This is a genomic window from Caulobacter sp. SRI_014 (genome assembly GCF_057586315.1).
The window spans coordinates 153,521-169,534 of the sequence record NZ_JBYCZQ010000001.1 but is presented as its reverse complement, the minus strand read 5'-3'; the positions used below and the strand labels follow the sequence as shown (position 1 = coordinate 169,534).

Sequence of the window (16,014 nt, the reverse complement as noted above, 5' to 3'; positions counted from 1 at the left end):
GCCGACTTGCCTAGCGCCAACCTTCGCCGCCGGCCTCCAGCGCCGCCGGGTTCATCGGCCGGGCGACCAGACCGGTCTGGGTCAGCCACACCTCGTACTTGGCCCCGTTGGCCATCGGCATGAAGGCGCCGCCGCCATAGAAGCTGTCGACCATCGGGGCGTAGCGCTTGGACTTGCGGGCCATGGTCCACATGTCGATGTTGCCGGGCTCGGGGCCGAGGTCATAGACGCTGCGCGGGGCGTTGAGCTCGTCGGCGGTGCTTTCGTAGCGGCCGGACAGGCGGTCGAGCCGGTATTGGGTGTCGAGGCCCAGGACGTTGGCCCAGGGTTTCCATTTCAGCAGCCGCGCCTCGATCCGCCACTGGTCGCCATGGATCTGGTAGCGCTTGACCGAACCGGCCGGCTCGGTGGCCGAGGGCGGGGTGGTCAGGCTGGCCTCGAACAGCTGGGGACCCAGCTGGCGGGTCTCGATGGTGGCCACGGGGCGTTCGTAGGTCAGGCGCTGGTAGGTCTGCACATCGAGGCCTGCCAGGGCCACGACGGCGCCGGCCGCCAGCAGACCGCCGCCGACCGCTGTGCCGAACAGGCCGCCGACGATGCGGCCGCCGAACAGCCCGCCCAGCCCGCGCAACAGCACGATCGAGCCAAGCAGGGCCGAGGCCGCCGGCAGAATCCACCACCACCAAACCATGATCCGAACTCCCTTGCCCCCGGACGGGACGCCCGAAGGTTAATATGATCACGGGTATGCAACGGGCGCCAGCGGGTATGGCTCCACGGGCGAGTGGCTGTGGATTGCGGGGACAAAGGCTGCGGCGGCGTCGAATGTTTACCTTTCGGTCCGCGATACCGATATTTGGACCATGCGTTTCGACGACCGCTTCCTGGAAGAGATCAAGTCGCGCGTCCGCCTGTCGGACGTGATCGGCAAGACCGTGAAGCTGAAGCGCCAGGGCCGCGAGTTCGTCGGCCTCTCGCCGTTCACCAAGGAGCGGTCACCCAGCTTCTTCGTCAACGACGACAAGGGCTTCTACCACGACTTCTCCAGCGGCAAGCACGGCGACCTGATCAGCTTCTTCCAGGAGACCGAGCGGCTCAGCTTCATGGAGGCGGTCGAGCGGCTGGCCTCCGAAGCCGGGGTGCCGCTGCCGGCGCCGGATCCGCAGTCGGCGGAGCAGGAGAAGAAGCGACAGGGCCTGAGCGACTGGATGGACCTGGCTGCCGCCTGGTTCGAGGGCGAACTGCGCCGCCCGCCGGGGCGTGAGGCGCGGGCCTATCTCGAGCGCCGGGGCCTGCCGGACACCGAGTGGAAGCGGTTCGGTCTGGGATACGCGCCGGAGAGCCGCACGGCGCTGAAGGACTATCTGATCGCCAAGGGCGCGAAGCCGGGGGAACTGGTCGAAGCCGGTCTCTTGATCGCGCCGGAGGAGGGCGGGGCGCCCTACGACCGGTTCCGCAACCGGATCATCTTCCCCATCGCCGATGCGCGCGGGCGGGTGGTGTCGTTCGGCGGCCGGGCGCTCGACCCCAATGCGCGGGCCAAGTACCTGAACGGGCCGGAGACCAGCCTCTTCCACAAGGGCCGGCTGCTGTACGGCCTGCCCGAGGCCCGCAAGCTGATGCACAGCGGCGGCGCCGACGCGCCGCTGGTGGTGGTCGAGGGCTATATGGACGCCATCGCCTGTCAGCGGGCCGGGATCGCGGCGGTGGCGCCGCTGGGCACGGCGCTGACCGAGGACCAGATGGAGGTGCTGTGGCGGCTGCACCCCGAGCCGACGCTCAGCTTCGACGGTGACGCCGCCGGGCGCCGGGCGGCGAACAGCGCCATCGATCGGGCCCTGCCGCTGATCAAGCCAGGGAAGAGCTTCCGGTTCGCCATCGTCGTCGGGGGCAAGGACCCCGACGACGTGCTGCGCGAGCAGGGGCCGGCGGCGCTTAAAAGCCAGCTGACTGATACGACGCCGTTCGTGGAGCAGCTGTTCCATCGCGAACGCGACCTGGAGCCGCTGGATACGCCGGAGCGTCGGGCCGGGCTAAAGGTGCGGCTGCGCAAGCTGGCGGCGACGATCGCCGACGGCGACCTTGCGCAGGCCTATCGCGAAGACCTGCTGGGCCGCTACGAGCAGCTTTGGCCGACGTCCAACCCGGTCTTCACGGTCGGGGCGGCGGCGCGCGAGATGTCGCGGCGGCGCTGGGACGGCAAGCGCGGCAAGCTGGCCGGGCCGATCGGTCCCAACGCCGAGACCACCGAACAGGTCCGGCGCATGCGCAATCAGCCCCGTCCCCTGTCCGCGGCCCTCGCCGAGGCGGCATTGCAGGACCCGCATGTGCTGGACGACAAGGTCGAGCAGCTGAGCCGGTGGGGTTTTGTCGACGAGCGGCTGAGCGCCCTGGCCGACGAACTGGTCGAGTACAGGTTCGAAAGCGAGGCGGTCGATGCGGTGTCCGTGCGCCGCCGCCTGGAGTCGCGCGGCTTCGGCGAGGACATCTTCCGCCAGCTGGCCCACACGGCCCGGGCCGCCGGCGCGGCCTTCCTCAAGGCCGACACCGACCCGGCCACGGCGCGGCGGCTGTGGTCGATGGCCTTCGACCTGCTGGTCAAACTGGAAACCCTCGAGCGCGCCGTCGAGGGCGCCAAGCAGGACCTCGAACGCGACAACGACAGTTCGACCCTGATGCGGTTGAAGACCGAGCGCGACCTGCTCAAGCGGCTGGTCGACAGCGGGGCCTGGAGCGACGAGGCCGAAGCGGCGCCCTGGCTCAACTAGCCACCTTACCTGGCGCCGACGCGGACTTGCGTTCGTCCGCCTCGAGAATTCGCAGCATCAGGTCGGGGTCGGTGCGCAGGCTGGGCGGTTCGCCGAAACGGTCCCGCCAGCGGCGCTCGATCATGGCGATCTTTCGAAGGCGACGGGACATGGGGCGGGCTCCTGGGGACTTCGAACAAGCCTACCCAACGACGATGCGGCCGCGCCGGTTTCTCCCCGGCTGGGGAGAAGTTTAGAATTAACAATAACTTGGCGTTGTAGTTGTTTGTTTTGAAGCGGTTGCGCCGGCGAAAAATCGCTCCGCCGGCGCCGCCGTTCACCCTGATCAGTCGAAGACGATGACCGAGCGGGCCAGTTCGCCGCGCTTGAGTTCCTCGAAGGCGTCGTTGACCTGGTCGAGGCGGATGCGTTGGCTGATCATCTGGTCGAGCTTCAGCTTGCCTGACATGTAGAAGTCGACGAAGCGGGGCATATCGACCGGGAAGCGGTTGGAGCCCATCAGGCTGCCCTGGATGCGCTTTTCGGCCAGGAAGTCGGCGCCGTGCAGCTCGATGTGCACCCCGACCGGGATCATGCCGATGACGTTGGCGGTGCCGCCGCGGGCCAGCATCTTGAAGGCCTGTTCGGTGGTCGCCTTCAGGCCGATGGCCTCGAAGCTGTGCTGCACGCCGCCGCCGGTCATTTCCATCACCTGGGCCACGGGGTCGCCCTGGCTGGCGTCGACCACGTCGGTGGCGCCGAATTCCTTGGCCAGGTTCAGTTTGGAGCCATGCATGTCGATGGCGATGATGCGGCCCGCGCCAGCGATGGCCGCGCCGTTGACCGCCGCCAGGCCGACGCCGCCGCAGCCGATGACGGCCACGGTCTCGCCCGGACGGACGTTCGAGGTGTGGATCACGGCGCCGACGCCGGTTGTGACGCTGCAGCCGATCAGGGCGGCGACGTCGAACGGCATGTCCTTGCGGATGGCGACGCAGGCGTGTTCGTGAATCAGCATCTGTTCGGCGAACGAACTGAGGTTCAGGAACTGGTTCATGGTCGGCGCGTCGGCGTCCTCGCGGAACAGGCGCGGCTCGTCGCCCTTTTCACGGCGCACGTCGCCGCTGATGCAGCGCGACAGGTGGCCCGTGACGCAGTGGTTGCAGTGGCCGCAAAAGGCCGACAGGCAGGTGATGACGTGATCGCCCGGCTTGACCGTGCGCACTTCGCTGCCGACCGCCTCGACGATGCCGGCGCTCTCATGGCCCAGAACGGCGGGGGCGGGGTGGGGGTACTTGCCTTCGACGAAATGAAGGTCGGAGTGGCAGACGCCGGCGGCCTTGGTGCGGATCAGCACCTCATGCGGGCCCGGCTTGTTGATGGACACGTCCTCGATCAACAGGGGTTTGCCGACCTCGCGAAATACCGCCGCCTTCATGATGCTCTCCCGAACGATTGTTTGAGTGACGTTATCGCTGTTCACCCTGTGAGCGGAAGGGGCGTTGTTGGAAATCTCGACGAAGGCGCTCAGCGAGGATACCGTAGTTTCGAAAAACCAGAGAGAGAGCGCCATGGCCGTCGTCCAATCCAGCCTGAATCGTCGAGGCCTGCTGGCTCTGGGGGCGTCCGTCGCGGCGCTGACCGGGGCCGGGACCGCGGCGGCCAAGGTCAATCTGATCGCCGAGACGACCGAGGGTCCGGTTCAGGGCGGTTATTCGGAAGGGTGTCTCTGGTTCAAGGGCATTCCCTACGCCAGCCCGCCGGTCGGCCCGTTGCGGTTTGCGCCTCCCGCGCCGCCGGCCAGGCGCGGGGCGCTGCTGACGGCTCGCGACTATGGCCACGCCGCGATCCAGGCCTCGACCCCGGCCTCCTCCGACACCGAACTGGGCCGGGCCCTGCAGGCGGTGTTCCCGTCGAAGAAGGATGTCGGGAACCAGAGCGAGGACTGCCTCTATCTCAACATCTGGACGCGGGAAGCGGACAGGAAGAAGCGCCCGGTGATGGTCTGGCTGCATGGCGGCGGCTTCGCGTACGGCTCGGCGGCCTGGCCGATGTATGACGGCAGCCATCTGGCCAGGGACGGCGATGTGGTGGTGGTCGGCATCAACCACCGGCTCAATGTCTTCGGCTACACCCACCTTCCCGAAGTCGAGGGCAGCGGCAACGCCGGCATGCTGGACATCGTCCAGGCGCTGAAATGGGTGAAGGCCAATATCGCGGCCTTCGGCGGCGACCCGGGCAACGTCACCATCTTCGGCGAGAGCGGCGGCGGGGCCAAGGTCAGCTACCTGATGGCCATGCCGTCGGCCAAGGGCCTGTTCCACCGGGCCGTGGTGCAGAGCGGGCCAGGCGTGCGGGCCGTCCCCGCCGAGCGGGCCGACGCCTTGCGCAAGGCGCTCTATGCCGAGCTGGGGCTTGCGGACGGCGACATCGCGGGCCTGCGGGCCACGGCGCCGGACCAGCTGCTGAAAGCCTCCGCCGCCGCCGAGAAGACGATGCCCGGCGTCGGCTTTGACCGGGCCGGTTTCGCGCCCGTTGTCGATGGCAAGGTGCTGCCGCATCAGCCCTGGGATCCCAAGGCGCCGGAACTGTCGGCCGACGTGCCCTTGATGATCGGCATCAACAAGGACGAGATGACCCTGTTCATGGCCAGCCAGCCGTGGTTCGGCCGGCTGGACGAGGCGGGCCTCAAGACCATGGCCGGCCTGATCTTCAAGGAGAAGGCCGACAGCGTGCTGGCCGCCCTGAAGGCCGACTTCCCGAACGAGACGCCGACCTACCTGGCCTGTCACCTGACCACCTATGGCCGGATGTTCTCCGGCAGCGTTCAGATCGCCGAGCGCAAGGCGGCGCAGGGGAAGGGCAAGGCCTGGTTCTACCTCCTGGAATGGGGCACGCCGGTCGGGCCGTTCCGCAGCGCCCACACCCTGGAAATCCCGCTGGTCTTCGACAATGTCGAGAACAGCCGGCCCTTCGTCGGTCCCGGGCCCGAGCCGCAGGTGATGGCCAGGCAGATGAGCGCCGCCTGGCTGGCCTTTGCCAGGACAGGCGATCCCAACACCCCGGTGCTGCCCAAATGGCCGGCCTATGAGGCGGGCAAGCGCTCGACCATGGTCTTTAACCAGACGAGCCGTGTGGTGGAGGATCCCTACGCCGCGACCCGCAAGGCTGTGACCTGAAAAGCGCTGAAGGCCGGATTCACCCTGGGCGCGACAGCGTGATCCCTTGACGGGCGAGCAGCCTCGGCAGCTACTGCCCGCGAGGGACAAGCGTTTGTAATGTCGGGGTTTTCATGAACGGCTCGTTGACGATGCTGGCCTTTGCCATGGCCAGCCTGGGGGGCGCGACGCCGCCCGAGCAGATTCCACCCACGGCGGCGCCGGCCGCTGCCTACCAGGGTCTTGATTGCGTCGATCTGATGCGCGCGGCCGAGGTCGTCGACGAGGACCTGGCCGATGCCTGGGACCGCCAGGAAACCCTGGTCCGCCATCGCTTTGGTGCGCCGCCGCCGATCGTGCGCCGCTCGGAAATGCGGGTCTCGCAGCTGAAGGGCGAGCTGGAAGCCATCTGGCAGGTCGCCGACCGCAAGGGCTGCGGCGAGGCTCCGCAGGCGACGGACCTGGCATGGGCGCCGGGCCGCGAGCCTGGGCCGATGCTGGGCGATCCGCGCGACCGGCAGGGTTCCGAAGCTTTCGGGCCGGAAGAGGATCAGCCCGGTCTTGAAGCGGAAGCCGCCTACGCCGACGAACCGGCCTTCGAGGAAGAACCTCAGCCGACCGATATGGCCGCCGTCGACGACGGCCTGGCCGGGGGTCCTGTCGCTGAGGAGCCGAGCGAGGTCGAAGGTTACGGCGAGCCTGAACCCGACGCCGACCCGCGCGCCGCCCCGCCGCCCGCCGCGACCCAGCGGCGCGACGCCGGTCCGGCGCGTTGGCCTTCCGCGGGGGATCGTCCCGCCGACCCGGTCGACAGTGGGCGGTCGCTGGACGACGTCGACTGGCCTCGCGGCGACTGACGAGGCTTTTGACTTGAGGCGCGGCCGGGCCTAACCCGGCCGCATGCCCATCCAGAGCCTGTTCGCCACCCGTCTGTACCGCGCCGAGCTCGGCGAGGAACGCGGCTTCGAGGCCTTCCTCGAGGACCTCTCCGACGCCTGCGCCATGATGGCCGCCGAAGACCAGGCCGGACGTGCCTGGTCGAAGGCCAACCGCTATCCGGGCTACACCTCCTATTCCTCGCCGGGGCCGCTGTGGACGCGGGCCAGCGCCTTCAGCGACCTGAAGACCCGGCTGGACCGCCACGCCCGGGCCTTCGCGCAGGATCTCGGCCTCGATCTGGCCGGCGGCAAGCTGCGCCTCGACAGCCTGTGGGTGAACGTCCTCAAGCCCGGCGGCGGCCACAGCGGCCACATCCATCCCCACAGCGTCATCAGCGGCACCACCTATGTGGATGTCCCGCCCGGCGCCGCGGGCCTGAAGCTGGAAGACCCGCGTCTGGCGATGATGATGGCCGCGCCGATGCGCCTGGCCGATGCGCCGCAGGACCAGCAGCCCTTCGTCTATGTGACGCCCCAGGCGGGCACCGTGCTGATGTGGGAAAGCTGGCTGCGCCACGAGGTGCCGGTCAATCTGGGCAAGACCGAGCGGGTGTCGATCAGCTTCAACTACGGCTGGCGCTGACCGGCGTTTTCTGAACGACGGATAACGCCGTCGTCCGAGATGGCGTTCAGATGCGCTGATTCATGGTGGGCCCATGGAGCAACAACGCTCCGTTTGGGAGGCTACCATGACCAAGACGAAGACCATCACCTACCTCGCCGGGTCCGCCATCGCGGCCCTCGTCTGCGCCGCCGCCGGCAGCGCGTCCGCCGCCGACATCGACTGTCCCCTCAGTCAGGCCAAGCGCACCATCGTCAACCCGTTGCCGGGTGGTTGGTGGACCACGCCGCAGGTCAACAGCCTGTCGGACACCCGCATCGTCACCATCGGCGGCCAGCGGGCCCTGCAGTGCGTCTACGGCGACAGCGGTTCGATCCAGCGCAACGCTCCGGTCGGCATGCTGTGCACCACGCGGCCGACCGGCTTCCGCTGCACCCCGCCGGTCATCATCATTCCCCCGACGCCGTTCCCGCCGTCGGCGCCGGTGACCTTCTCAACCGACGTCGTGGTGATCCCGCAGACCTATGAGGTCAACTTCGACAACGGCAACGTCGGCGGCGGCCCTGGGGCCGACCTGTGGTTCCAGGCAGTGACCTCGTTCGAGCGCTACCTGACGCCGGTCAACGGCGCGAAGATCGCGGTCGGCGACCGCTCCAACCGGGGCCGCGACGGCTGCCGCGTGGCCAGCTACACGACCGCCCGGGTGCCCCTCAGCGCCGTGCCGGTCGGCAGCTACATCTGCATGAAGACCAACCAGGGCCGGACCAGCCAATTCCGGATGAACGCCATCACCGGCTCGACGGTGAAGAACCTGGAGATCGGCTACACCACCTGGGCCAACTGACCGTGGGGGGTGTCGATGCGGCCTCGCGACGGATCAGCCGTTGCGGGGCCGCACGCACATCTGGCGGCCTTCATAGCGGTCGCCAGCCAGGCTGCCATCACGGGCGGCGTCCTTGCGGGCCAGCTCGTAGGAGCGGTTCTCGGTGATCGGCCGCTCGCCCTTGCCACAGACAGGAACCTCGACGCGCTGGGCGCCCTCACACAGGCAGATGTCGTAGCCCTGGTCGATGCGGCTGGAGGAGCCCCGGCAGACCGGTGCGCGGGACTCGCCGCCGACATCCAGGCACATGATCCCCATCTTCGGATGGGTCGCCGAGTCCGGCGAGGCGTTGGCGGCGGCGCCGAAGGCCAGCAGGGCGATGGCGGATATCAACAGGGTGCGCATGAGGCGTTCCTCCACTTCTTGAGGAGAATAACACCGGACGGGCGAGTTTCGCTCCGGCCGTCAGAACTTCCGCTTGCCGCTGACCGTCTCGAAGAACAGCCGGAAGTCGCCCATCAGGCTGAACAGCGGATACTGGAAGGTGGCCGGGCGGTTCTTCTCGAACACGAAATGCCCGACCCAGGCAAAGCCATAGCCGACCAGCGGCGCGGCGGCGAAGAACCAGGGATTGACCAGCGTTCCCGCGACCAGGGCCGCGATCACCAGCCCCGTGCCGATGACATGCAGCCGCCGGCTGACCGGGTTGGCGTGCTCGGTCATGTAGAAGGGGTAGAAGTCGTGGAAGGTGCGATAGCGCTCGCCGGCGGGAAGTCTGGCCATGGCGGAATCATCTCCCGGGCGAGGCCGGTGGTCAAGAAATGGCCCCGACCCTTACGCTGATCCTGCACCGCTTGCTCAGCCCACGTTCAGATTTGGTCTGTAAGGATGGCGCCATCAGAGGAAACAAGAAGAAGCGTTAGTCTCATGACCGCGTCCGTCACCGAACTGCACATGATGAACACCTGGGTCTTCCGGCTGGCTGAGGCCGCCGCCGCCCGGGCCCTGTTCGAAGAACTCCCCGAACCCCTGAAAGCCGGCGCCGAACTGCGCTGCGCCCTAACCGGCGCGGAAATCCGCACGCCGTCTGACGAGGCGGCGGACTGGGTGCGGGGGCATGTGAAGGCAGCGTGAGCTAGCGCTTCAGCCGTTCGGCCCGCACGGCCGCATCCACCTTCTGTCGATGAGAAATTGAAAGAGGCGCGAAGCCGTCAGCAACATCGAGAGGGCGATCCCGTGCGCCTGACCCGTCAAGAAAAACGCCCCGGAGGTCATCCGGGGCGTCTTCGGTTCTAGCTGTCCAGGAAGCTGCGCAGCTTCCGCGACCGGCTCGGATGCTTCAGCTTGCGGAGCGCCTTGGCTTCGATCTGGCGGATCCGCTCACGCGTCACGCTGAACTGCTGACCGACTTCCTCAAGGGTGTGGTCGGTGTTCATGCCGATGCCGAAGCGCATGCGCAGGACGCGTTCCTCGCGCGGCGTCAGGGACGCCAGCACGCGGGTGGTGGTTTCGCGCAGGTTCGACTGGATGGCCGCGTCGATGGGCAGGACGGCGTTCTTGTCCTCGATGAAGTCGCCCAGGTGGCTGTCTTCCTCGTCGCCGATCGGGGTTTCGAGGCTGATCGGCTCCTTGGCGATCTTCAGGACCTTGCGCACCTTCTCCAGCGGCATGGCCAGCTTTTCGGCCAGCTCTTCCGGGGTCGGCTCGCGGCCGATCTCGTGCAGCATCTGGCGGCTGGTGCGGACGATCTTGTTGATCGTCTCGATCATGTGGACCGGGATGCGGATGGTCCGCGCCTGGTCGGCGATCGAGCGGGTGATGGCCTGGCGGATCCACCAGGTGGCGTAGGTCGAGAACTTGTAGCCGCGGCGGTACTCGAACTTGTCGACCGCCTTCATCAGGCCGATGTTGCCCTCCTGGATCAGGTCCAGGAACTGCAGGCCGCGGTTGGTGTACTTCTTGGCGATGGAGATCACGAGGCGCAGGTTGGCCTCGACCATTTCCTTCTTGGCCTGACGGGCCTCGCGCTCGCCCTTCTGCACGGTCTGGACGATGCGGCGGTAGTCGTCGATCGGCACGCCGGTTTCGGTGGCGAGCGCCGCCACTTCCTGGCGGATGTCACTGACGGAATTGACGTCGTTCTCGACGAACTTGGTCCAGCGGACGCCCAGCTGTTTGACGTTGTCCTGCCAGTTGGGGTTCAGCTCCTGGCCGAAGTAGGCCTTGAGAAACTCGGCGCGGCTGATGCCGTAGCTGTCGGCCAGGCGCAGCAGGCGCCCTTCCAGGGCCATCAGGCGCTTGTTGATCGCATAGAGCTGCTCGACCAGCGCCTCGATGCGGTTGTTGTTGAGCTTGAGGGTCTTCAGCTTGCCGACAATGGCGCTGGAGGCCTCCAGGTAGGCTTTGCGGTCGGCCTCCGACAGGTCCTCGCCGCGCAGGCGGCGGTCGACCAGCTTTTCCTGCAGCGGGCGGAAGCCCTCGAACTCGCCGGCGATGCTGTCCAGCGTCTCCATGACGCTCTCGCGCAGTTCGCCTTCCATGGCGCTGACGGTCGGACCGGCGCCGTCATCGAAGTCGTCGTCGTCCTCTTCGCCCTCGGGCTTCTCCTCGCCCTCGGCCTTTTCCTCAGCCTCGGCCGGCTCACCGTCTTCCGACGGAACGATGGGCGGGGCGGCCGGGAACATGACGCCGTAGGTGCCTTCCAGGTCGATCACTTCACGCAGAAGGATGCGCCCCGAACCCAGTTCCTCGCGCCAGACCATGATGGCTTCGAAGGTCAGGGCGCTTTCGCACAGGCCGCGGATCATCGCATCGCGGCCGGCTTCGATACGCTTGGCGATGGCGATTTCGCCCTCGCGGCTGAGCAGCTCGACGCTGCCCATCTCGCGCAGATACATCCGCACCGGGTCATCGGTGCGGTCGTAGGCGGCCTTGGTCTCGGCCTCGGTGGTGATCGAGGTCTCTTCGCGGTTTGCGACCGCGCCGCCTTCGCCGTCGCCGGCGTCTTCTTCGGCCTCGACGACGTTGACGCCCATTTCCGACAGCATGGCCAGGGTGTCTTCGATGGCGTCGGGGCTGACCTCTTCGCTGGGAAGCACCTTGTTCAGCTCGTCCATCGTGACGTAGCCGCGGGCCTTGGCCTGCTTGATGAACTTCTTGACGCCGGCATCGGTCAGGTCGAGCAGCGGGCCGTCAGCGGCGGGGGCTTCGGCGGGCTCTTGCGGCTCGGCGGTGGTGTTGCTCATCAATGTCTCCGATAGCGTCGCCAAACCCTGGGGAGTGGGCTGCGTCGCTTAAAAATTCCTGTGCGTCGATCTCTCAGGGTTCGACCGGGCCGAAAGGTTCCTGTGAGCGCCGCACATACCTGTGTCAAAACGTCGCAAGTTTCGCGCCAGGTCAGCCATGCAAAAGCGACCCGCGGAGAATCCCCCGTCGGAGCCCATGGCGTTCCGGGCGCCTCGCCACGGTTTTTCAGGCCGAAGTCCAGCGTTCCCAGGGACCTTCACGGGCGGCGACGTACGACATCATTTTCGAGCTGTGGGCGCGCGCTACGGCGGCCCGGTCGATGTCGGTCACAACCTGTGGAAATCCACATTGGGCATGTGGCTTTCCCGCCCCCGTGAGTCAAGGGGCGGGCGCGGCCGCATGCGAATGAATTTGCAAGGCTATTCGCCCGCCATCCACAGGCGGAGCTAGTTCTGCCCCTGAGCTTTCCGCAAGCCAGCCGACCTGGCGTCGGTGAAGTTGGCGGATGCCAGCTTCTTGGTGGCGGGGGTGGTGTCGTGGCCCTTGGCGGCCAGCAGGCCGTCGAGGCGGGCCTTGGAGGCCTTGAACCGGGCGACGTCGGCGCCGCTGAGGATGCTGCCGGTCGGCACCTTGGCGCCGATCGGGTTGACCCGGCCGCCCTTGAAAAAGATCTCGTAGTGAAGGTGTGGGCCGGTCGAGGCGCCGGTCGAGCCGACGTAGCCGATCACCTGGCCCTGGCTGACGTGGACGCCGGGACGGATGCCCTTGGCGTAGCGCGACATGTGGCCATAGCCGGTGGCGTAACCGCCGGCATGCTTGATCTTCACCCAGTTGCCGTAGCCGCCGTAACGGCCGGCCATCTCGATGACGCCATCGCCGGCGGCGAGGATCGGGGTGCCGGTGCCGGCTCCGAAGTCGATGCCCTGGTGCATGCGGCTGTAGCCGAGGATCGGGTGGCGGCGCATGCCGAAGCGGCTGGTGATGCGGGCCCCGTCGACGGGCGTGCGCAGCAGGGCGCTTTTGATGTTCTTGCCCAGATCGTCGAAGAACTGGACCTTCCCGTCGGTGCGGGTGAAGCCGTAGAACTTCATGCCCTTCACCTGGGCATATTGCAGGTCGCCGGCCTCGATGGTGCGGCCGCTGTCGGTCACCTTGCGGTCGAACACCAGGCAGAACTCGTCGCCTTCCTTGATGTCGCGGCTGAAGTCGATCTTGTGGCTGAACAGCTTGGCGGCCTGGCTGACGATGGCCGAGTTGGCGCCGACGACGCTGGCGCTCTCATGGAAGCTGCCCTTCATCTCGCCGCAGGCAACGGTGGTCTCCTCGCGGACCTCCTCAGCCATTTCGCGCAGGCGCAGGGCGCCGTCGAAGGTGCGCGAGACGGTGATGGTCTTGGCCTGGCCGGTGCGCATGGACAGGCCGATCAGGCGGGCCGGACCACGCTTGTTTTCGGGACGGGCGACGGAGGCGATGAAGTCCATGCCGGCGCGGATGTTGACGGTGTCCATGACGCCCGACAGCGTCTTGATCACGGCGCGGGCGTCGGCTTCGCCGACCCCGGTGCGCTGCACGGCGTCTTCCAGGGTCTCGCCGGGACGAACCTCGACGGCGATGCTTTCGCCACGGTTGAAGCCGGGCAGGGCTTCGGCCTGGGCAAAGGCCATGTGCTGCAGGGCCGCGAAGGCGGCAGGATCCATCGGCGGCGTGATTGAGGTTTCAGCAGGCTCGCCCATCCGCCAGGCCAGCGCCAGAACCGCGAAGCCGGCGATGCCGACAAACAGTTTGGGCGCAATGCGGGTGGTCGGGCGTCGCGGATCGAACTCTTGCATTCATTCCCCCGTCGCGGATCGGTCCTCTCGATAAAGACCGATCAGTCGCTTCAGAATGGTACGGCTGGGACGCCCCCCAGCAATTCACGGGCCGTCTTGCCCGGCCCGCCCCTAGAAAGGCAAGCAATATTCAGTGCTTCGGTCCATTTGTCACGCCGGTGGTTAACAAACGGCGGACTTTCAGAGCAGGTCGAGCACCGTTTCCTGCGGCCGGCATAGCGCCGCGCCCCTGGGTGTGACCACGATCGGGCGGTTCACCAGGATCGGATCGCGGACCATGGCGTCGAGAATGGCCTCTTCGGTGGCGTCCGGCGCGGTCAGGCCAAGCGCCTCGGCCTCGGTGCCGCGCTCGCGCAGGATGTCCCTGGCCGACGCGCCCATCGTGGCCAGCAGGTCCTTCAACTGCGGCTTGGTCCAGCCGGCCTTCAGGTATTCGACGACAACCGGTTCGACGCCGCGTTCCCGCAGCAGTTCGATGGTCTTGCGCGAGGTGCCGCAGGCGGGGTTGTGGAAGACGGTGACGGTCATGCGGGTCTCTCCCTTGGGATCAGCCAGCCCATCACCCCCCAGGCGAGGAGGGCGCCCAGCAGCTGGGCGACGATGAAGGCCGGCGCGGAGGCGGGGGCGATGCCGGCAAAGCTGTCGGTCAGGCTGCGGGCGACCGTCACCGCCGGGTTGGCGAACGAGGTGGAGGCGGTGAACCAGTAAGCGGCGACGATGTACAGCCCGACGATGGCCGCAACCTGATCGGGTCGCCAGCGCACAGCGCCCAGAATGGCCACGACCAGGCCGAAGGCGGCTACCGCCTCGCTGAACCACTGGTCCGGCCCGCTGCGGACATGCTGCGAGACCTGCCAGAGCGGCAGGCCGAACATGGCATGGGCGGCCCAGACGCCGGCCATGGCCCCGATGACCTGGACAATCAGGTAGACGATGGCGTCCCGCGCCGACAGCTCGCGGCGCAGGGTCATGACCAGGGTGACGGCCGGGTTGAAATGGGCCCCGGAGATCGGCCCGAAGACGGTGATCAGCACGACAAGCGCCGCCCCGGTGGCGATGGCGTTGGCCAGCAGGGCCAGGGCGACGTTGCCGCCGGCCAGCTGCTCGCCCATGACGCCGGAGCCGACCACGGCGGCCAGCAGAAGGGCCGTGCCCAGGGCCTCGGCGGCCAGTCGCCGGGGCAGGGTCATGTCAGCAGGGCCTGGTCGAACAGGCGCCGGCCTTCGCCGCCGCGATGGCCGGGTCGCAGATGGCCGGCTCGCCGCCGCAGCAGTCCTCCATCAGGAAGGCCAGCAGGGCGCTCATGGCCTCGTAGTCGGCGCGATAGATGATCGACCGGCCGTCGCGCCGCGAACTGGCCAGTCCGGCCTGGGTCAGGATGGTCAGGTTGGTCGACAGGGTGTTGGCCAGCATGCCGGCCGCCCGGCCGATGTCGCCGGCCGCCATCCCCGCCGGGCCGGCGCGAACCAGCAGGCGGAAGATGGCCAGCCGCCCCGGGTGGGCCAGGGCGGACAGGGCGGAGACGGCGTCGGTCGATTCCATGCTTCCGGAATAGCCGAAAGATGTGACGGCCGCGAGACCGGTCTCACCCACAGCAGGCGACGGCTGTTGGCGTCGTGGCCGGCTCGTTGCGGGACTCGTCCTCGCCGTAGCGGGTGGCCTCGCCAAGCGTGTGGAAGGTTTCCCAGCGCACCCCCGAGGGATCGACGACCCAGCTCTTGTCCGATTTGGCGTAGCAGCAGGTGGTCGCTTCCTGGTCGAGGGTCGTCTCGCCGGCCGCCTTTAGCCGCTGGGCGATCTCCGCCAGTTCAGCGCTGGTCTCGGCCTGGACGCCGACATGGTCGATGCCGGCCAGCCGGCCGCGCTGCGAAATTGCCAGGTTCACGCGCGGATCCTCGAGCATCCACTTGGCGTAGTCCGGCTTCACCACGGCCGGCTGGGCGCCGAACAGGGTGGAATAGAAGCCGATCGACCGGTCCAGGTCTTCGACGGCGATGTGCAGGTGCAGGCGTTTCATCGGGTTCTCCATATTTCGATAATTCGAGAAATATGGAATCAACGGGTCGGCGTCAAGAGGGACTTGACGAAATCGCTGAGTTGAACGCTCAATCAACTTCATCGAACCTGGGCTGGTGAAAGGGCTTCCATGAGCACCCTGGACGAGGCGACCCTGACCATGGTCCGCAATCTGGAGAGCAAGACCGGCAAGCCGCTAGCCGACTGGGTGGCGTTGACCAGGGGCAGTGGTCAGGAGAAGCACGGCCAGATGGTCGCCTGGCTGAAGGCCGAGCATGGCCTGGGCCACGGCTACGCCAACCTCATCGCTCTGGAGACGCGCCAGGGGGTGATCACTGCCGCCCCGGCCTCGGCAGACGAGGGCGTGGCAGCGGTCTTCGCCGGCGACAAGGCCGCCCTGCTGCCGCTGTATGAGGCCATCGAGGCCTACGCCCGCTCGCTCGGTGAGCTCGAGGTGGCGCCCAAGAAGGCCAACGTCTCCCTTCGGCGGTCCAAACAGTTCGCCCTGGTCCAGCCCTCGACCAGGACCCGGCTGGATCTGGGTCTTCAGCTGAAGGGCGTCGCCCCGGCGGGCCGGCTGGAAGCTTCCGGCTCGTTCAGCGCCATGGTCAGCCACCGGGTTCGGCTGGAAGCCGCCGCCGACTTCGACGCCGAGGTGAAGGCCTGGCTCAAGGCCGCCTGGGACGCAGCCTGAG

At 67.6% G+C, this 16,014-nt stretch carries 18 protein-coding genes; 7 read left to right on the top strand and 11 right to left on the bottom strand.

Annotated elements, in window-relative coordinates; translation table 11 throughout:
* Window positions 1-10 precede the first annotated feature (10 nt).
* Window positions 11-691 carry a hypothetical protein gene (locus AC2YG9_RS00940; RefSeq protein WP_487296046.1) on the bottom strand — a complete coding sequence of 227 codons (681 nt, stop codon included), beginning with the start codon at window positions 689-691 and terminating at the stop codon, window positions 11-13.
* A 172-nt stretch (window positions 692-863) separates the two neighbouring features.
* Between AC2YG9_RS00940 and dnaG the strand changes: the two genes are divergently transcribed.
* Window positions 864-2,768, top strand: a complete 1,905-nt coding sequence (dnaG, locus tag AC2YG9_RS00935) for a DNA primase (protein ID WP_487296045.1) — start codon at window positions 864-866, stop codon at window positions 2,766-2,768.
* Here dnaG and AC2YG9_RS00930 read toward each other — a convergent pair.
* Entirely contained in the window at window positions 2,761-2,919 is a 159-nt protein-coding gene (locus tag AC2YG9_RS00930) for a hypothetical protein (RefSeq protein WP_487296044.1), read from the bottom strand. The genes dnaG and AC2YG9_RS00930 overlap by 8 nt on opposite strands.
* 174 nt (window positions 2,920-3,093) lie before the next feature.
* Window positions 3,094-4,185: a Zn-dependent alcohol dehydrogenase gene (locus AC2YG9_RS00925; RefSeq protein WP_487296043.1), complete on the bottom strand. Its 1,092-nt coding sequence runs from the start codon at window positions 4,183-4,185 to the stop codon at window positions 3,094-3,096.
* Between the two features lie 133 nt (window positions 4,186-4,318).
* Between AC2YG9_RS00925 and AC2YG9_RS00920 the strand changes: the two genes are divergently transcribed.
* From AC2YG9_RS00920 to AC2YG9_RS00905, 4 genes are all read left to right on the top strand, one after another.
* On the top strand, window positions 4,319-5,926 hold the full coding sequence (locus AC2YG9_RS00920; protein WP_487296042.1) for a carboxylesterase/lipase family protein: 1,608 nt from the start codon (window positions 4,319-4,321) through the stop codon (window positions 5,924-5,926).
* A 113-nt stretch (window positions 5,927-6,039) separates the two neighbouring features.
* On the top strand, window positions 6,040-6,762 hold the full coding sequence (locus AC2YG9_RS00915) for a hypothetical protein (RefSeq protein ID WP_487296041.1): 723 nt from the start codon (window positions 6,040-6,042) through the stop codon (window positions 6,760-6,762).
* A gap of 43 nt (window positions 6,763-6,805) precedes the next feature.
* Window positions 6,806-7,426 (top strand): TIGR02466 family protein, encoded by a 621-nt coding sequence (locus tag AC2YG9_RS00910; protein WP_487296040.1) that lies wholly within the window; start codon window positions 6,806-6,808, stop codon window positions 7,424-7,426.
* Between the two features lie 106 nt (window positions 7,427-7,532).
* On the top strand, window positions 7,533-8,249 hold the full coding sequence (locus tag AC2YG9_RS00905; RefSeq protein WP_487296039.1) for a hypothetical protein: 717 nt from the start codon (window positions 7,533-7,535) through the stop codon (window positions 8,247-8,249).
* Window positions 8,250-8,282: 33 nt separating this feature from the next.
* Here the strand turns inward: AC2YG9_RS00905 and AC2YG9_RS00900 are convergent, their stop codons facing one another.
* Entirely contained in the window at window positions 8,283-8,633 is a 351-nt protein-coding gene (locus tag AC2YG9_RS00900; RefSeq protein WP_487296038.1) for a hypothetical protein, read from the bottom strand.
* A 60-nt stretch (window positions 8,634-8,693) separates the two neighbouring features.
* A complete protein-coding gene (locus AC2YG9_RS00895) occupies window positions 8,694-9,011 on the bottom strand; it encodes an Mpo1-like protein (protein WP_487296037.1) in 318 nt (105 codons plus the stop codon).
* 144 nt (window positions 9,012-9,155) lie between these two features.
* On the opposite strand from AC2YG9_RS00895, the gene AC2YG9_RS00890 reads away from it, so the two are divergent.
* A complete protein-coding gene (locus AC2YG9_RS00890) occupies window positions 9,156-9,362 on the top strand; it encodes a hypothetical protein (protein WP_487296036.1) in 207 nt (68 codons plus the stop codon).
* A gap of 158 nt (window positions 9,363-9,520) precedes the next feature.
* Here the strand turns inward: AC2YG9_RS00890 and rpoD are convergent, their stop codons facing one another.
* From rpoD to AC2YG9_RS00860, 6 genes are all read right to left on the bottom strand, one after another.
* Window positions 9,521-11,473, bottom strand: a complete 1,953-nt coding sequence (gene rpoD / locus AC2YG9_RS00885) for an RNA polymerase sigma factor RpoD (protein WP_487296035.1) — start codon at window positions 11,471-11,473, stop codon at window positions 9,521-9,523.
* Between the two features lie 447 nt (window positions 11,474-11,920).
* The gene (locus AC2YG9_RS00880; protein WP_487296034.1) at window positions 11,921-13,303 is read right to left on the bottom strand and encodes a peptidoglycan DD-metalloendopeptidase family protein; all 1,383 of its coding nucleotides are present in this window, start codon (window positions 13,301-13,303) and stop codon (window positions 11,921-11,923) included.
* Window positions 13,304-13,483: 180 nt separating this feature from the next.
* Window positions 13,484-13,831 carry an arsenate reductase (glutaredoxin) gene (arsC, locus tag AC2YG9_RS00875; protein WP_487296033.1) on the bottom strand — a complete coding sequence of 116 codons (348 nt, stop codon included), beginning with the start codon at window positions 13,829-13,831 and terminating at the stop codon, window positions 13,484-13,486.
* Window positions 13,828-14,493: an aquaporin gene (locus tag AC2YG9_RS00870; RefSeq protein WP_487296032.1), complete on the bottom strand. Its 666-nt coding sequence runs from the start codon at window positions 14,491-14,493 to the stop codon at window positions 13,828-13,830. Before AC2YG9_RS00870 ends, arsC begins: the two co-directional genes overlap by 4 nt.
* Before the next feature lies 1 nt (window position 14,494).
* The gene (locus AC2YG9_RS00865) at window positions 14,495-14,845 is read right to left on the bottom strand and encodes an ArsR/SmtB family transcription factor (RefSeq protein WP_487296031.1); all 351 of its coding nucleotides are present in this window, start codon (window positions 14,843-14,845) and stop codon (window positions 14,495-14,497) included.
* Window positions 14,846-14,888: 43 nt separating this feature from the next.
* Complete coding sequence (locus AC2YG9_RS00860) at window positions 14,889-15,320, bottom strand: ArsI/CadI family heavy metal resistance metalloenzyme (RefSeq protein WP_487296030.1); 432 nt, start codon at window positions 15,318-15,320, stop codon at window positions 14,889-14,891.
* A 129-nt stretch (window positions 15,321-15,449) separates the two neighbouring features.
* Here AC2YG9_RS00860 and AC2YG9_RS00855 point away from each other — a divergent pair, with 129 nt between their 5' ends.
* The gene (locus AC2YG9_RS00855) at window positions 15,450-16,013 is read left to right on the top strand and encodes a DUF4287 domain-containing protein (RefSeq protein WP_487296029.1); all 564 of its coding nucleotides are present in this window, start codon (window positions 15,450-15,452) and stop codon (window positions 16,011-16,013) included.
* Window position 16,014 lies beyond the last annotated feature (1 nt).